Annotated in this window: 15 protein-coding genes; 8 read left to right on the top strand and 7 right to left on the bottom strand. The window is 72.0% G+C overall.

Going from position 1 to position 15,577, the window contains the following annotated elements; genetic code table 11:
- The first annotated feature begins 20 nt into the window (after positions 1-20).
- A complete protein-coding gene (locus JYA75_RS26845) occupies positions 21-725 on the top strand; it encodes a DUF2334 domain-containing protein (protein WP_029541421.1) in 705 nt (234 codons plus the stop codon).
- A gap of 48 nt (positions 726-773) precedes the next feature.
- Positions 774-2,417, top strand: a complete 1,644-nt coding sequence (locus JYA75_RS26840; RefSeq protein WP_203329537.1) for an FAD-binding dehydrogenase — start codon at positions 774-776, stop codon at positions 2,415-2,417.
- A 54-nt stretch (positions 2,418-2,471) separates the two neighbouring features.
- Here JYA75_RS26840 and JYA75_RS26835 read toward each other — a convergent pair whose 3' ends face one another.
- Both JYA75_RS26835 and JYA75_RS26830 read right to left on the bottom strand, forming a co-directional pair.
- Positions 2,472-3,116: an MBL fold metallo-hydrolase gene (locus JYA75_RS26835; protein ID WP_203329536.1), complete on the bottom strand. Its 645-nt coding sequence runs from the start codon at positions 3,114-3,116 to the stop codon at positions 2,472-2,474.
- A 128-nt stretch (positions 3,117-3,244) separates the two neighbouring features.
- Positions 3,245-3,787 carry a flavodoxin domain-containing protein gene (locus JYA75_RS26830; RefSeq protein WP_029541426.1) on the bottom strand — a complete coding sequence of 181 codons (543 nt, stop codon included), beginning with the start codon at positions 3,785-3,787 and terminating at the stop codon, positions 3,245-3,247.
- Between the two features lie 159 nt (positions 3,788-3,946).
- Here JYA75_RS26830 and JYA75_RS26825 point away from each other — a divergent pair, with 159 nt between their 5' ends.
- Both JYA75_RS26825 and JYA75_RS26820 read left to right on the top strand, forming a co-directional pair.
- Entirely contained in the window at positions 3,947-5,425 is a 1,479-nt protein-coding gene (locus JYA75_RS26825) for a carboxylesterase family protein (RefSeq protein ID WP_065922983.1), read from the top strand.
- 231 nt (positions 5,426-5,656) lie between these two features.
- Positions 5,657-6,151: a hypothetical protein gene (locus tag JYA75_RS26820; protein WP_231771966.1), complete on the top strand. Its 495-nt coding sequence runs from the start codon at positions 5,657-5,659 to the stop codon at positions 6,149-6,151.
- Positions 6,152-6,161: 10 nt separating this feature from the next.
- Here the strand turns inward: JYA75_RS26820 and JYA75_RS26815 are convergent, their stop codons facing one another.
- The 3 genes from JYA75_RS26815 to JYA75_RS26805 form a co-directional block, all read right to left on the bottom strand.
- Positions 6,162-6,878 carry a hypothetical protein gene (locus JYA75_RS26815; protein WP_006940340.1) on the bottom strand — a complete coding sequence of 239 codons (717 nt, stop codon included), beginning with the start codon at positions 6,876-6,878 and terminating at the stop codon, positions 6,162-6,164.
- An 81-nt stretch (positions 6,879-6,959) separates the two neighbouring features.
- The gene (locus JYA75_RS26810) at positions 6,960-9,200 is read right to left on the bottom strand and encodes a heavy metal translocating P-type ATPase (RefSeq protein WP_203329535.1); all 2,241 of its coding nucleotides are present in this window, start codon (positions 9,198-9,200) and stop codon (positions 6,960-6,962) included.
- Between the two features lie 27 nt (positions 9,201-9,227).
- The gene (locus JYA75_RS26805) at positions 9,228-9,545 is read right to left on the bottom strand and encodes a heavy-metal-associated domain-containing protein (protein ID WP_006940337.1); all 318 of its coding nucleotides are present in this window, start codon (positions 9,543-9,545) and stop codon (positions 9,228-9,230) included.
- Positions 9,546-9,747: 202 nt separating this feature from the next.
- Between JYA75_RS26805 and JYA75_RS26800 the strand changes: the two genes are divergently transcribed.
- From JYA75_RS26800 to purQ, 3 genes are all read left to right on the top strand, one after another.
- Positions 9,748-12,129: a PAS domain-containing hybrid sensor histidine kinase/response regulator gene (locus tag JYA75_RS26800; protein ID WP_203329534.1), complete on the top strand. Its 2,382-nt coding sequence runs from the start codon at positions 9,748-9,750 to the stop codon at positions 12,127-12,129.
- Between the two features lie 114 nt (positions 12,130-12,243).
- On the top strand, positions 12,244-12,489 hold the full coding sequence (purS, locus tag JYA75_RS26795; RefSeq protein ID WP_006940332.1) for a phosphoribosylformylglycinamidine synthase subunit PurS: 246 nt from the start codon (positions 12,244-12,246) through the stop codon (positions 12,487-12,489).
- The gene (gene purQ / locus JYA75_RS26790; RefSeq protein WP_006940330.1) at positions 12,486-13,163 is read left to right on the top strand and encodes a phosphoribosylformylglycinamidine synthase subunit PurQ; all 678 of its coding nucleotides are present in this window, start codon (positions 12,486-12,488) and stop codon (positions 13,161-13,163) included. Before purS ends, purQ begins: the two co-directional genes overlap by 4 nt.
- Here the strand turns inward: purQ and JYA75_RS26785 are convergent.
- Both JYA75_RS26785 and JYA75_RS26780 read right to left on the bottom strand, forming a co-directional pair.
- Positions 13,130-14,251 (bottom strand): ATP-binding protein, encoded by a 1,122-nt coding sequence (locus JYA75_RS26785; protein ID WP_006940328.1) that lies wholly within the window; start codon positions 14,249-14,251, stop codon positions 13,130-13,132. The two genes, purQ and JYA75_RS26785, sit on opposite strands and share 34 nt — an antisense overlap.
- Positions 14,248-14,943 (bottom strand): response regulator transcription factor, encoded by a 696-nt coding sequence (locus JYA75_RS26780; protein WP_006940326.1) that lies wholly within the window; start codon positions 14,941-14,943, stop codon positions 14,248-14,250. The genes JYA75_RS26785 and JYA75_RS26780 overlap by 4 nt, the downstream gene beginning before the upstream one ends.
- 93 nt (positions 14,944-15,036) lie before the next feature.
- On the opposite strand from JYA75_RS26780, the gene JYA75_RS26775 reads away from it, so the two are divergent.
- Positions 15,037-15,396, top strand: a complete 360-nt coding sequence (locus JYA75_RS26775) for an MmcQ/YjbR family DNA-binding protein (protein WP_006940324.1) — start codon at positions 15,037-15,039, stop codon at positions 15,394-15,396.
- Positions 15,397-15,577 lie beyond the last annotated feature (181 nt).

Below are 15,577 nucleotides of genomic sequence, written 5' to 3'. Positions count from 1 at the left end.
GCCCTGGCACCGTGGAGCCCATGAGCGGCCAGCTGATCGTGTCGGTGTCGGGCATCAGGGACGAAACCCGCCCGGCGGTGGACGACTTCGCCCGGGAGATGGACGCCCGCGGCGTGCCGCTGTCGCTGCTCGTCGCGCCGCGACTGAAGGATCACTACCGGCTGGCGCGCGACCCGCACACCCAGGAGTGGCTGCTCGAGCGTCGCGAGGGCGGCGACGCCATCGTGCTCCACGGCTACGATCAGGCCGCGACCAAGCGGCGGCGCGCCGAGTTCGCGGTCCTGCCCGAACACGAGGCGCGGCTGCGGTTGCTCGCCGCCGACCGGGTGCTCGAGGAGACGGGGCTGCGGACCCGGCTGTTCGCGCCGCCGCGCTGGCTCGCCTCGCCCGGGGCCGTCGCGGCGCTGCCCGCCACCGGTTTCCGGCTCCTGGCCGGCGCCGCCGGAATCCACGACCTCGACCGCGATACCGTCACCCATGCACGGGTGTTCGGCATCGGCGAGGGCGCCAAGGCCGAACCGTGGTGGTGCCGGGCGATGGTCATCGGCGCCGCCCGGGTCGCACGGCGCGGCGGGCTGCTGCGGCTGTCGATCTCCGGCAAGCAACTCGACCGGCCGGGGCCGCGGCAGGCGATGCTCGACGCGATCGACCTCGCCCTGCACCTCGAGGCGCAGCCCTCCGTCTACCGCTGGCCGCCGCGCCTGCGCACACTCGGCGCGGCCTGAGCCCGAAGATCCGCCCACACGAACCTACCCTGCAGTAGGTTGGCGGGCATGGACGCAGACGTGATCGTGGTGGGCGCCGGCCTGGCCGGGCTCGTCGCCACGGCCGAACTCATCGACGCCGGGCGCACCGTGGTGCTCGTCGACCAGGAGAACTCGCACAACCTCGGGGGACAAGCCTTCTGGTCGTTCGGCGGGCTGTTCTTCGTGGATTCCCCCGAGCAGCGCCGGCTCGGCATCCGCGACTCGTACGACCTGGCCCTGCAGGACTGGATGGGCAGCGCCGCCTTCGACCGGGAGGACGAGGACTATTGGCCGCGCCGCTGGGCGCAGGCCTACGTCGAGTTCGCGGCCGGAGAAAAGCACGCGTGGCTGAAGGAACGCGGGCTGAAGCTGTTCCCCATGGTCGGCTGGGCCGAACGCGGCGGCTACGACGCCGGCGGTCACGGCAACTCCGTGCCGCGCTTCCACATCACGTGGGGCACCGGACCGGCCCTCGTCGAGATCTTCGCCCGCAGGGTGCTCGACGGCGTCGAGCGCGGCCGGGTGATCCTGCGGAACCGGCACCGCGTCGACGACCTCGTCGTCACCGGCAACGCCGTCACCGAGGTGCGCGGAACCGTGCTCGAGCCGTCGTCGGCGGCGCGGGGCGTGGCGTCGTCGCGCGTGGCGACCGGCGAGTTCGAACTCTCGGCCGGCGCGGTGATCGTCACGTCGGGCGGCATCGGCGGCAACTACGACCTGGTGAAGAAGAACTGGCCGAAGCGGCTGGGAGACCCGCCGAAGCACATGCTCACCGGCGTGCCGGCGCACGTCGACGGGCGGATGCTCGAGATCACCGAACGCGCCGGCGGGCGCGTCGTCAACCGCGACCGGATGTGGCACTACACCGAGGGCATCACCAACTACGACCCCGTCTGGCCCAACCACGGCATCCGCATCCTGCCCGGCCCGTCGTCGCTGTGGCTCGACGCCACCGGCAAGCGACTGCCGGTGCCGCTGTTCCCGGGCTTCGACACCCTCGGCACCCTCGAGCACATCGTGCGCAGCGGCCACGACCACACCTGGTTCGTGCTCGACCAGAAGATCATCGAGAAGGAGTTCGCGCTCTCCGGCCAGGAACAGAACCCGGACCTGACCGGACGCGACATCCGCAAGGTGCTGCAGCGGGTCAAGCCCGGCGCACCCGGACCGGTGGAGGCGTTCAAGCGCCGCGGCGTCGACTTCGTCGTCCGCGACACCCTCGCCGAACTGGTGGCAGGAATGAACGAGATCACCCCGGATGCGCCGCTGGATTACGCGACGGTCAAGCAGGTCGTCGAGTCCTGCGATCGCGAGATCGCGAACAAGTACACCAAGGATCTGCAGGTCGCGGCGATGCGCGCGGCCCGCGCCTACCTGCCGGACCGGATCACCCGCATCGCCGCCCCCCACCGGCTGCTCGATCCCAAGGCCGGACCGCTGATCGCGGTCAAGCTGCACCTGCTGACGCGCAAGACGTTGGGCGGGCTCGAAACCGACCTGTCGGGCCGGGTGCTGAAGGCCGACGGCTCGGTGTTCGAGGGCCTGTTCGCCGCCGGTGAGGTCGCCGGATTCGGCGGCGGCGGGGTACACGGCTACCGCTCGCTCGAGGGCACGTTCCTCGGCGGCTGCATCTTCTCCGGCCGCGCCGCCGGGAGGGCCGCAGGCCGCTGACGCGGCCGGTGCGTCCTTTGGGCGGCTACTGCAGCCCAAAGGACGCACCGGCGGTTACGCCTCGACCGAATCCTCGGCGGGCAGCACCCGGAACTCGGTGCCCTCCGGCGCCATCTCGGAGTAACGGCCGTAGAAGATGCCGGTGGCCTGCTCCGCGACGATGCCCTGGTGGATCGGCACGGCCACCCGCGGATTGACCGCGCGCAGATAGTCCACCGACTCCCAGATCTTCAGCCACGGTGCCGCGGCGGGCAGCGCGAGCACGTCGACCTCTTCGTTCGGGATGTACAGCGAATCGCCCGGATGCAGCAGCCGCGCCGGGTTCTCGGCGTCGCCGAGCAGATAGGCGGTGTTGTCGATGACCGGCAGTTCCGGGTGGATGACGGCGTGCCGGCCTCCGGTGCCGCGCACGCGCACGTCGCCGACGGTGAATGCGTCGCCCGGGAGCACGGCCTTCCAGCCGCCGCCCAGCTGAGCGGCGGTCTGCGGGTCCGCGTACAGGGCGGCCCCCGGGTTGGCCTCCACCAGCGCCGGCAGTCGCGCCGGGTCGGCGTGGTCCGGGTGCTGATGGGTGACCAGGATCGCGTCGAGCCCCGTGATGCCCTCGAAGCCGTGCGAGAAATTCCCCGGGTCGAACAGGATCGTCGCGCCCAGGTGCTCCACGAGCAGGCAGGAATGTCTGAAGTGGGTCAGTCGCATGCACCCGAGGATGGACCGTCGCGTGCGGCGGCGCGCCGAGCGATCTCGCGTCCGGGTTGCGCCGAGCGAATGTATCGTTCCGTCGGCCTACGGAGATGAGCGATACATTCGCTCGGCCCGCGGGCGGGTCAGCGCAGCTCCTCGGACCCGCTCGCTGCCTGCTGGGCGAGCGAGCGGCCCCACTGCTCGGCCCGATCCTCCTCGCCGGGCTCGAGCTTCGACTGCTTGTCGACGAGGAAGCTCTCCGGATCGGCGACGAGTTCGAACCCGTGCTTGCGCAGCTTCTTGGCGATGCCCTTGCCGGCGCGCCCGGTCAGGACGGCCGCCATGTCGATGCGCGTGTCGAACGATGCGGCCTTCCCGCCGCCGGCGGGCAGCGAATCGAGCCACTCGCGGACGCCCTCGCTCTCGGCGTCCGGCTCGAGCGTCAGCCCGCTGTCGGGTTTCTCGGCCTGCTCGACCGCGCCGTGGCGCGTCGACTCCCGGCTCATGCCGTGCGCATGCGTCGGGCCGCCGACGACCACCAGGTCGTATTCGGACAGGTTCTCCTCATGCGCCTGCGTCACGGGGACCGTGCGCACCGCGTCCGCCGGTCCCAGCCCGCGCGCGACGGCTTCCGCCACGTGACGGGTGTTCCCGAACATCGATTCGTACACCACCAGTGCTCGCATGCCGCGCCTCCTCGGCTGGGCGGAAAGTCGACGACCGTCCAACTCAGCATAGGAGCCGTCGGACCGAGCGAATGTGACTTTCCGTCGGCCTACGGAGATCAGCGATACATTCGCTCGGGTGGGTGGCGTTGTGAGGAGCTGCGAGGAGAGGATCGGGGCATGACGGATACGGTGCAGACGACCGGGGGAACGGTTCGGGGCACGCCGACCGACGGAGTGTGGGCCTTTCTGGGCATTCCGTACGCGGCCGCCCCGGTGGGGGCGGTGCGGTTCGCGGCCCCGGGCCCGGCGCCGCGTTGGGACGGTGTCCGCGACGCCACCGCGCCCGGCCCCACCTGCCCTCAGGCGCCGTACGCCGCTCCGGCGGCCGCATTGCTCGGCAACGTCATCGCACCCGGCGACGAGTGCCTGAATCTGTCCGTGTGGACACCCGATCCGGGCGCCTCCGGGTTGCCGGTGATGGTGTGGATCCACGGTGGCGCGTTCACCCGCGGCTCGAACCGGATCGACAGTTACGACGGACGCGCCTTCGCGCGCGACGGTGTGGTGCTGGTCGGCATCAACTACCGGCTCGGCGTCACCGGGTTCCTGTCGCTCGACGGCGCGCCGGACAATCGTGGCCTGCTGGATCAGCTCGCCGCGCTGCGCTGGGTGCAGGACAACATCCGGGCCTTCGGCGGCAACCCGGACAACGTGACGGTGTTCGGCGAGTCGGCGGGCGGGATGAGCGTGGCCACGTTGCTGGCCTCGCCCGCCGCGAGCGGACTGTTCCACCGCGCCGTCGTGCAGAGCGGCAACGCCACGGCCGCCTCGGACCTCGAGGACGCGCGCCGGGTGGGGGCTGTCCTCGCCGACCGCCTGGGTGTGCCGGCCACGGCCGAGGCGTTCGGGGCCCTCGCCCCGGACGTCCTGCAGGCGGCCCAGGACGCTCTCGGGCTCGACCTCGCCCAGAATCCGGACCCGGCCCGGTGGGGCGGGTCGGTGGTGCAGCGCGGCTTGGGCGTGATGAGCATGTTCCCGACGATCGACGGGGAGATTCTGCCGTCGTTGCCGATCGACGCGATCGCCGCCGGAGCGGGCACGGGTGTGCCGGTGCTGGCCGGCACGACCACGGACGAGTTCCGCTTCTTCCTGGTGCCGACCGGTATCGCCGCGGCGATCACCGACGACAACCTGCCGTTCGTCCTGCAGCGGTACGGGATCGATCCCGCGCTCGCCGACCTGTACGCGGCCCACCGGCCGGGCGCGACTCCCGGCGACGTGCTCGCCGCCGTCCTCACCGATTACGCCTTCCGGTCGGGCACGGTCACCCTGGCCGACGCGGTCGCCCGCCGCGGTGGCACGGCGTGGTTGTACGAGTTCGCCTGGCCGAGCCCGGTGCAGGATCTGCGGGCGTGCCATGCCCTCGAGATCGCGTTCGTCTTCGACCGCCTCGACGTCTCCCACCGGCTCACCGGCGATCGGCCCCCGCAGGCCCTCGCCGACGAGATGCACCGCGCCTGGGTGCAGTTCGCGACCACGGGAGGTCCGGGATGGGCGCCGATCGGTGCCTCGCGGCCGGTCCGGGTGTTCGGCGGTGAGGGTGATCCGGTGGTGGCCGATCCGCGCGCCGACGAGCTGGCGTGCTGGATCGGGTGACGTCGCAGCGGAATCCGTGACGGCAGCGCCCGCGGCGGGTAGGGCGGCCGCACGGTATCCCGGTGCCCGGAGGCGTCGCCCTCCGGGCCTTCGTCGAGTGCACCGGGCTGTGATGATGCATCGTTTCACCGAGCCGACTCCGATCGGTGCCCGGGTCGGTAACGACGGGAACACTGCTGCGCCCTCGGGTCCGCTCGCTCGGGTGCCGGCCGGTCGGCGAGGGTGGCGGGCGTGAGGATCTGGATGCTCGTCGACCTCGAACCCGGCTACGAACGGCTGCACGTCGGGGACACGATCGAGGGCACGACCGAGTGGTGCCTGCCGCACATGCTGCCGCCGGAACTGATCAGCCGGAACCTGCCCGCTCACGTCGAGCGGGTCCCGGCGAGCACGCCGGGTGGGTTCGACCGGGTCGCGCACCTCGGCGACGGGGTGTCGGCGCTGCTCCCGCCCGGATATCCGGAGGACGGGCGGGACACGGTCTCCGGCTGCCTGCTCTACGACCGCTACCTCGGTGTGTTCCACCGCACGGTGCCGACCGCGCGGGGCCGGATCGTGCGCCGGGGCTGGATCACCCAGCTCGCGAATCGCACGCCGACCCGGTATCCGGGCTGGTATTCGGTGCACCCGTCCGGGCCGCCGACGCTGTGGGAGGGCGGTGGCCGCATCCCGGCGGAGCGGACCGTCACGTGGGACTGTGTCCTCCTCGACACGCAGGGGTGCTGAGCGGCCGGTGCTACGGCTCCGGGCCGGCGACGATCTGCTCGACCCGATCGTGGAAGATCCGCCAGCGCCGCTCGTTCTCGTGCGTGAGCACCGCGCTCTGCGCCGCGAGATCGGCGGCGTGGTCGATCATTTCCGCGGCCGAGAAGACGTAACGTGGCGCGATGCGGTCCCCGGCGAGGTCCGCGCGCAGGGCGGCTGCGGTGAAGTCGATGCGTCCCAGGATCGCGACCGCCCGGTCGAGGTTGCGGGCGACGAGTTGGGCCGTCGTCGCGCACTGCCAGTCGTTGGTGACGATGCGGTGCCGTTCGGCGAGCAGGTCCGCCAGGCCCGGGTAGGCCAGCAGCGCCTCGAGCACGTCCCAGGCGGTCGCCATGGCGTCGGCGAGCCACTGCCCGGTCGTCCGGTTCGCCTCGGCGAGCGCCCCGAGGTCGGCCTTCAGTCTGGTGATCTCGGCGGGTTCGTCGCCGCTCTCCATGAACAGGATGCCGAGCGTCTCGGTGGCCCGATCGTCGTTGAGGTCGGGCGCGCCGGCGAACGGGCTCGGCGACGTCCGTTCGAGTGGTGCGACGACCGACCACCGCTCGGCGAGCGCCTTCAGGGCACGTGAGCTGCGGTGCAGCCGGATCACGTCGTGGAACGGCGATTCGGAATAGAACTTCTCGTGCTCGCGGTGGAACCGGGCGAGGTTACGCACCGTGAGCAGCAGCTGGTCCCGCTCCGCCTCCATGGCACGAGCGTGACACAGCACGACGACGCGCTGCCGGCGAATCGGAGACCTTCCGCCGGCAGCGCGTCGTGGGTGCGGGCCTCAGCGGGGGCTGAACCGCCGCAGCCGCAGGCTGTTGCTGACCACGAACACCGAGCTGAACGCCATCGCCGCGCCGGCGATCAGCGGGTTGAGCAACCCGAGCGCCGCGAGCGGCAGGGCCGCGACGTTGTAGGCGAACGCCCAGAACAGGTTGCCCTTGATGGTGCGCAGGGTCGCGCGGGCGAGCCGGATCGCGTCGGGAGCGGCCCGCAGGTCGCCGCGCACGAGCGTCAGGTCGGAGGCCTCGATCGCGACGTCGGTGCCGGTGCCCATCGCCAGTCCGAGGTCTGCCTGGGCGAGGGCGGCCGCGTCGTTGACGCCGTCGCCGATCATGGCGACGACCCGGCCCTCTTCCTGCAGCCTCTTGACCACGTCGACCTTGTCGGCGGGCAGGACCTCGGCGATGACCTCGTCGATGCCGACCTGCTTCGCGACGGTCTCGGCGGCGCTGCGGTTGTCGCCGGTGAGCAGCACCGGCCGCAGGCCGAGTTCGCGCAGATCGGCGATCGCCGACGCGGAGGTGTCCTTGATGGTGTCGGAGACGACGACGATCGCCCGGATGCGCCCGTCCCAGGCGATCCACACCGGTGTGCGGCCCTCGGCCTCGGCGGCCCCGGCGCTCCGTCGCAGCGATTCGGGCGCGGTCAGCGACCACTCGTCGCGCAGCCAGGACAGCCGGCCCGCGAGCACGGCGTGTCCGTCGACGACACCGGAAACCCCTCGTCCACCGTGGTTTTCGAAGCTTTCCACCGGTGAGAGAGCCCCGGTGGCCGCGGCCCGGTCGGCGACGGCGCGCCCGATGGGGTGCTCGGAGGCGTGCTCGAGCGACCCCGCCAGGTGCAGCGCCTCGTCCTCGGAGCCGCCGTCCGCCGCGTGCACCGCGGCCACGGCCATGCGGCCGGTGGTGACGGTGCCCGTCTTGTCGAGCACGACGGTGTCGACGCGGCGGGTGGATTCGAGGATCTGCGGTCCCTTGATCAGGATGCCGAGCTGGGCGCCGCGGCCGGTGCCGACGAGCAGTGCGGTCGGGGTCGCGAGGCCCAGCGCGCAGGGGCAGGCGATGATCAGTACTGCGACGGCAGCGGTGAACGCCGCGGTCACCGAGTTGCCCGTGAGGAGCCAGCCGGCGAGGGTGAGCAGCGACAGCCCGATGACGATCGGGACGAACACCGCCGACACCCGGTCGGCGAGCCGCTGCACCTCGGCCTTGCCGTTCTGCGCCTCCGTCACCAGCCGCGCCATCTGAGCGAGCTGGGTGTCGGCGCCGACGCGGGTCGCGCGGACCACGAGCCGGCCGCCGGCGTTGACGGTCGCGCCGACGACGGGGTCCGCGGGCCCGACCTCGACGGGCACGGGTTCGCCGGTGAGCATCGACGCGTCGACGGCGGAGGTGCCGGAGACGACGACGCCGTCGGTGGCGATCTTCTCGCCGGGACGCACGACGAACCGGTCGCCGACGGTGAGCCGGCCGATCGGGATCCGGGTTTCGGTGTCACCGTCGCCCAGCACGGCGACGTCCTTGGCGCCCATGTCGAGCAGTGCCCGCAGGGCCGCGCCCGACTGCCGCTTGGCGCGGGCCTCGAAATAGCGCCCCGCGAGAATGAAGGTGGTGACGGCGGCGGCGACCTCGAGATAGATGTGCGGCTCGGAGCTTCCGGTGGGGAGCAGGTCGAACGTCATCCGCATCCCGGTCATGCCGGCGTGGGTGAAGAACAACGCCCACAGCGACCAGAGGTACGCGGCCGTGACGCCGACGGAGATGAGGGTGTCCATCGTGGCGGCGCCGTGGCGGGCGTTGGTCCAGGCGGCGCGGTGGAACGGCAGTGCCCCCCACACCACGACGGGGGAGGCGAGGGTCAGGGTCAGCCACTGCCAGTTGTCGAACTGCAGCGCCGGGATCATCGACAGCAGTACCACCGGCACGGTGAGGACCGCGGAGACGGTCAGGCGCTGACGCCAGGCGGCGGCCTCGTCCGGTTCGGGGGCGGCCTCGGTGGCCTCCTCGGCCCGGGGCGGGGCGGGGAGCGCGGCGGTGTAGCCGGTCGCCTCGACCGTCGCGACGAGGTCGTCGTGGGCGACCCCGTGCGCATAGGTGACCTTCGCCTTCTCCGTCGCGTAGTTGACGGTGGCGGTCACGCCGTCCATCCGGTTGAGCTTCTTCTCGATGCGCGCCGCGCAGGAGGCGCAGGTCATGCCGCCGATCGAGAGTTCTACCTCGTGCACCATCTCACCCGTGGTCATGGGCGGGTCCCTTCTCGGGTCGGCGGGTCACTGCGGGGCGAGGCGGTAGTCGCCGGCCTCGTCGAGCGCGGTGGCGACGGCCTCGTCGTCGATTCCGTCGACGCTGGTCACCGTGACGGTGGAGACGCCGCCCGCGACCAGTTCGACGTGTACGTCCTCGACGCCGGGCAGGGCGCGCAGTTCCTCGGTGACGGCGCCGGCGCAGTGGCCGCAGGTCATGCCGACGACGGGGAAGGCCTGGGTGTTCATTCGGGGGTCCTCACTGCTCGGTCCGGTCGGTTCGGTGGGGTGGCTGCCGCAGCGGCAGCCGCTGGCCGTGTCGGTCAGGGGCAGGAGCCGGGTCATCGCGATTCTCCTCTGCGTGGGTGCACCCCATTTATACCCCCTAGGGGTATTGAACCGCCAGGGCGGGACGTGCTCTTCATCGAATCTTCAGGAATGCCGCGTGCCGTCGGGGCGGGACAAGGCCCGGAAAGCGGCGGGCCGGCCCGCTTTATCCTGAGAACCTCCGACAGGACCGACGGCAAGGATGTGAGGCGACACCGAGGTGAACGACGAGACTTCGGCCCGCGCCCTGTTCCCGGAATCGGATCCCACCGCGACCGCCCACCGCGCCGCCGACTGGGCGTCGACCGCGCTGGGGCCGATCGACACCTGGCCTCCCGAACTGACGGCGGCCGTGCGGACCGTCGTTCCGTCGCGGGTGCCCATGCTGCTGTGCTGGGGCCCCGAACTGGTGCAGATCTTCAACGACGCCTTCCGGCCCCTCCTCGGCGAGAAGTTTCCGGCGGCGGTCGCCCAGCGGGCCTCCGAGTGCTGGGGCGAGATCTGGGACTTCGTCGGCGCCCTCTTCGCCCAGGCGCAACGCGGGGAGCCGACCCTGTCGGAGCGGATGCAGTTGTTCATGCACCGATTCGGCTACACGGAAGAGACGTACTGGACGTTCTCCTACAGCCCCGTCCGGGCCGCCGACGGCACCGTCGCGGGCATCTTCGTCGCCACCACGGACGTCACCGAGCAGGTGCTCGCCGAGCGCCGGGCCGCCGTCCTGCGGGAACTCGGCCAGCTCTCGATGACGGAGACCGATACCGCCGACGATGCCTGCCGGGCTGCGCTCGGCCTGCTCGCCGGCCACGAGGACGATCTGCCGTTCGGCAGTGCCCACCTGTGCCGCGACGAGGTGACGGTGACGGTCGCCGAGTTCGGCACCGCTCCCGGCGCCGCGTCGGACCTGCCGGAGGTGATCGCCCGGGTCGCCGAGTCCGGCAAGGCCGAGACCATCGCGGACCTCGGCCGCGACGGCGACACCGCGGTGGTCCTGCCGCTCCCGGTCTCCGCTGGTGGCCCGGCCGGCTCCCTCGTGCTCGGCATCAGCCGGTTCCGCGAGCTGAACGAGCAGTACCGGGTGTTCCTCGATATGGTCGCGGTCCGCGTGTCCACGGCCCTGTCCGATGCGCAGGCCTACGAGGCCGAACGCCGGCGTGCGGCCGAACTCGCCGAGCTCGACGCCGCCAAGAGCCGGTTCTTCGAGAACGTCAGCCACGAGTTCCGCACCCCGCTGACGCTGCTCCTCGGGCCGCTGCAGACCCTGCTCGACGAGCACGCCGCCGCGCTGCCACCCGCCCAGGTCGACGCCGTCGCGGCGGCGCGGCGGGCCGCCCTGCGCCTGCAGCGGCTCGTCGACATGCTGCTCGACGTTGCGCGTGGGGACGCCTGCCGGCTCGACGCCCACACCGAGCCCACCGACATCGTCGCGGTGACGCGCGAGGCCGCCGAACTGTTCCGCGACGCCGCGGACCGCGCGGGGCTCGCGCTCCTCGTCGACGTCGACAATGTGCCGACCCGGTACGTGGCGACCGACCGGGCGATGTGGACGCACATCGTGCTGAACCTGCTGTCCAACGCGATGAAGTTCACGCCGGAGGGATCGGTCGCCGTGTCCCTGCGGGGTGACGGGGCGAACCTGGTGCTGCGTGTCGCCGACACCGGCACAGGCATCGCGGAGGCCGAGCGGGGCAAGATCTTCGACCGCTTCTACCAGATCGGCGACCGGTCCGGCCGCAGCCGCGAGGGCTCGGGCATCGGGCTGTCTCTTGTCGCGCAATTCGTTGCCGCCCTGGGTGGTTCGGTGTCCGTCGACGCCGTCGCCCCGCACGGCTCGGTGTTCACGGTGACGGTGCCCGCGGTGCCGAGCGCGCAGCCGGCACCACGCGCCGCGGACGACGTCGTGGCGTCCGCCGGCGCGGCGTATCTGGGGGAGGCCGAGGCGTGGCGGCCCGTCGCGACCCCCGGCGCCGGACCGCGCGAGGGGCAACCGCGCCTGCTCCTCGTCGAGGACAACGCGGACATGCGTGACCATCTCGTCGACCTGCTCGCCGCGCAGGGTTGGCACGTCGACGTCACCGCCGACGCCGAGTCCGCGCTCGAGCGGATCCGGACGGAGGTTCCCGACCTGCTCCTCAGCGACGTCATGCTGCCCGGACGTAGCGGGTTGTCGCTGCTGCAGGACGTGCGGGGCGACGAACGGCTGGTGCGGCTGCCGGTGATCCTGCTCACGGCCCGGGCCGGATCGGAGTCCGCCGTCGAGGGGCTGCGGGCCGGTGCCGACGACTACGTCGTCAAGCCGTTCCATCCCAGCGAGCTGATCGCCCGGGTCCGCGTGCACCTGGAGATGTCGCGGCTGCGGGAGGCGTTGCTCGCCGCCGGCGAGCGCGAGGCCGCCTCGCTCCGGACCGCCTTGGACACACGGAGTGTCACGAGCCGGGCCGTGGGCCTGCTCATGGCAGCGCACCGGGTCGACGCGGACACCGCGTTCGCGCAGCTGTCGGCGATGTCGCAGGCGACGAACGTCAAGGTCCGCACCCTCGCGGCCGAGATCGTCGAGAACTTCACGGCGTCGCTCGCCGAGCCGGGGCCGCCACAGCCGTGACGGGGCCGCCGGCGTCGGGCCCTGCCGATTCCGGACCGGCTCGGGTCGGCCGGTAAACTGCGGGCTGTCCGGTGTCCGTCCCCGGGCGCCAGCACTACTACCGAGGAGCAGCACGTGGCTCGTGTCGTCGTCGAAGTCATGCCCAAGGCCGAGATTCTCGATCCTCAGGGCCAGGCCATTGTCGGGGCGCTGTCGCGACTGGGCTTCGCGGGCGTGTCCGACGTCCGTCAGGGAAAGCGCTTCGAGCTCGAGGTCGACGGCAGCGTCGACGACGCCGAGGTCGAGAAGATCGCCGAGGCTCTGCTCGCCAACACGGTCATCGAGGACTGGACCGTGCGGCGGATCGACGGTGACGCATGAGTGCCCGCGTCGGAGTCATCACCTTCCCGGGCACGCTCGACGACATCGATGCGGCCCGCGCCGTCGAACTCGCCGGCGGTGAGGCCGTCAGCCTCTGGCACGGCGACGCCGACCTGAGGGGAGTCGACGCGGTCATCGTGCCGGGTGGCTTCTCCTACGGCGACTACCTGCGCTGCGGCGCCATCGCGCGGTTCGCCCCGGTCATGGGCAAGGTCGTCGAGGCCGCTCGGGGCGGGATGCCGGTGCTCGGCATCTGCAACGGCTTCCAGGTGCTGTGCGAGGCGGGTCTGCTGCCGGGGGCCCTCACCCGCAACGAGGGCCTGCACTTCATCTGCCGCGACCAGTGGCTGAAGGTGGAGTCGAACACCACCGCGTGGACCACCCGCTACGAGGCCGGGGCCGAGATCCTGGTGCCCCTCAAGTCGGGTGAGGGCCGGTTCCAGGCCTCGGAGAAGGTGCTGGACGAACTCGAGGGTGAGGGCCGCGTGGTGTTCCGCTACGCCGGCGACAACCCGAACGGCTCCCAGCGCGGCATCGCGGGCATCTCGTCGGCGAACGGCCGCGTCGTCGGCCTGATGCCGCACCCCGAGCACGCCACCGAAGCGCTCACCGGTCCCAGCGACGACGGGCTCGGCATGTTCTACAGCGTTCTCGACGCGGTCGTCTCCGCCTGATTCCCGTTCGTGGGCAGGGTCAGGTCGAAGCGGGCACCGCGCCCCGGCCCGTCGCTCGCGGCCGTGAGATTGCCGCCGTGGGCGCGGGCGAGACTGCGCGCGATGGTCAGGCCCAGGCCGCTGCCGCCGGGGCTGCGGGCCGGATCGATCCGGTGGAACCGCTCGAACACCGCGTCGAGCTGATCCGCGGGGATGCCGTCGCCCGTGTCGCGGACCCGCACCCGCACGGCCGCCCGGTCCGCGCGCTCGCACGTGACGACCACCCGGCCCCCGGCCGGCGTGTGACGCAGGGCGTTCTCGAGCAGGTTCGCCAGGATCTGCGCCACTCGCTGCGAATCGAACCGGACCGGCGGCAGCGCCTCGGGCAGCTCCGTCCCGAGCCCGACCTGCTTGTCGGCGAACCGCGGTGCCGCGGCCGAGACCGATGCCGTCACCGCCGCGGCGAGGTCGCCCTCCTCGGGGTGCAGGGCGAGCGCGTGCTCGTCCGCCGCGGAGAGGTCGGACAGGTCCGACACGAGACGCCGCAGCCGGTCGAGCTGGTGGTGCATCACCTGCCACGAGGTGGCGTCGGCGGGCAGTACGTCGTCCTCGATGCCCTCGAGGTAGGCCTCGAGCGTGGCCACGGGTGTGCGCAGTTCGTGGGCGAGATCGTCGAGCAGCCGGCGTCGTGAGAGCTCCGTGCTGTGCAGGCGGCCCGCCATGTCGGCGAAGGCGTTCTCGAGCCGGGCGAAGTCCGCGTCGCCGGACCGGGTGATCGGCACGTCGTAGCGGCCGCGGGCGACGTGGCCCGCGGCCTCCACCAGCCGGCCCACCGGCGCGGTGATGCGGCGCACCAGGACCACGGACGTGATCGCCGCGGCACCGAGCGCGACGGCTGCCCCGGCGGCGAGCGCGACCGCCCCGGCCTGCGCGAACGCCTCCTCGGTGTGAAGGCGGACCTGCGTGTCCTCCACGCCCGCGTGGGCGAGGTGGTAGTGGAACAGCGGGGCGGCCACCAGCGTCGCGACGACGGTGAGCGTCGCGGCCCCGACGAACAGCACGAGCAGTTGCGCGATCAGCAGCCGCCCGCGCAGTCCCAGCCGGTTCACCGCGCGGCCTCCATCGCATACCCGACCCCGCGCACGGTCCGGACGAAGCGCGGGGCGGCGGCATCGTCGCCGAGCTTGCGGCGCAGGGCGCGGATGTGGACGTCGACGATGTGCTCGTCGCCGAACCAGTTCGGCCCCCACACCTCGTCGATGATCTGCCGGCGTGAGAGCGCCGCCGAAGGTCGATCCGAAAGTGCCAGCAGCACATCGAATTCCGTGCGTGTCAGCTCCACCGGCGCGTCGTCGACCGAGACGGTGCGCGACACCGGATCGACGACGAGCCCGCCGATCCGGCGCGGTGCCTCCGCCGCGGTGCCACTGCGGGGCCGGCGCAGCATGGCACGCACCCGGGCGACGAGCTCCCGTGGCCCGAAAGGCTTCACGACGTAGTCGTCGGCGCCCACCGACAGGCCGATCACCTTGTCCACCTCGTCGCCACGGGCGGTGAGCATGAGCACGTACGCGTCCGAGAAGGTCCGCAGCTGCCGGCACACCTCGATGCCGTCGAATCCCGGCAGCATCAGGTCGAGCACCACGAGCACCGGGTCCGTCTGCCGAGCCAGCGCGACGGCCGTCGGTCCGTCGTAGGCGAGCGCGACCTCGAAGCCCTCCCGTTCGAGATAGCTGGCCACCACCTTCGCCAGGGCGGCTTCGTCGTCGACTACGAGGATGCGGGGGCCGGGGGTGTGCACGCGGCCAGGGTACCCAGCACTCGCGGCCGTCCGTTCCCTGTCGCGGGTCGGGTGTACAACTGGGTGGCCCTGTCCGCCGACCGAGGAGATCCCATGCCCAGCGCGGACAGTGTGCGCGCGATGATGCTGGCGCTGCCCGAGGCACGTGAAGTGGTGGTGGACAGCTGGGGTGACCAACCCACGTACCGGGTGCGGAACAAGATGTTCGGCCTCCTGGGTTACGGTGCGGCCACGGTCTGCCTCAAAGCCACCGTGGACACCCAGGCGGCCCTGCTCCACGAGGATCCGGACGTGTTCCGCGCGGCCCCGTTCTTCGGGCGCTACGGCTGGATCGACGTGGTTTTCGCCGCGGTCGACACGGTCGAGTTGGCGGAACTGATCGAGGATGCGTGGCGGCTGACCGCGCCGAAGCGGGTCGTCGCGGCGTTCGATGCCCGCCGGGAACATCGCTGACGAGCGAGTGCCGCAGGGTGCCGACCATGCCTCGGGTGACCATGCCGCGGGGGACGAGGGCCGGGCGCCCCCGGCTGCCCGCCACTCGGGTTGCGGCAGAGAATTGTTCGGCGACCCGTCGACGACGGATCGGATCGCGGTGACCCCGTGAACGTGCTGCATCGCGTATCGAGCAGGCGGA

Origin of the sequence: Rhodococcus sp. PSBB066, assembly GCF_017068255.1 — a bacterium.
GTDB classification, from domain to species: Bacteria; Actinomycetota; Actinomycetes; order Mycobacteriales; family Mycobacteriaceae; genus Rhodococcus; species Rhodococcus aetherivorans.
The sequence above is the reverse complement of the archived record's forward strand: the minus strand, read 5'-3'. Positions and strand labels throughout refer to the sequence as shown.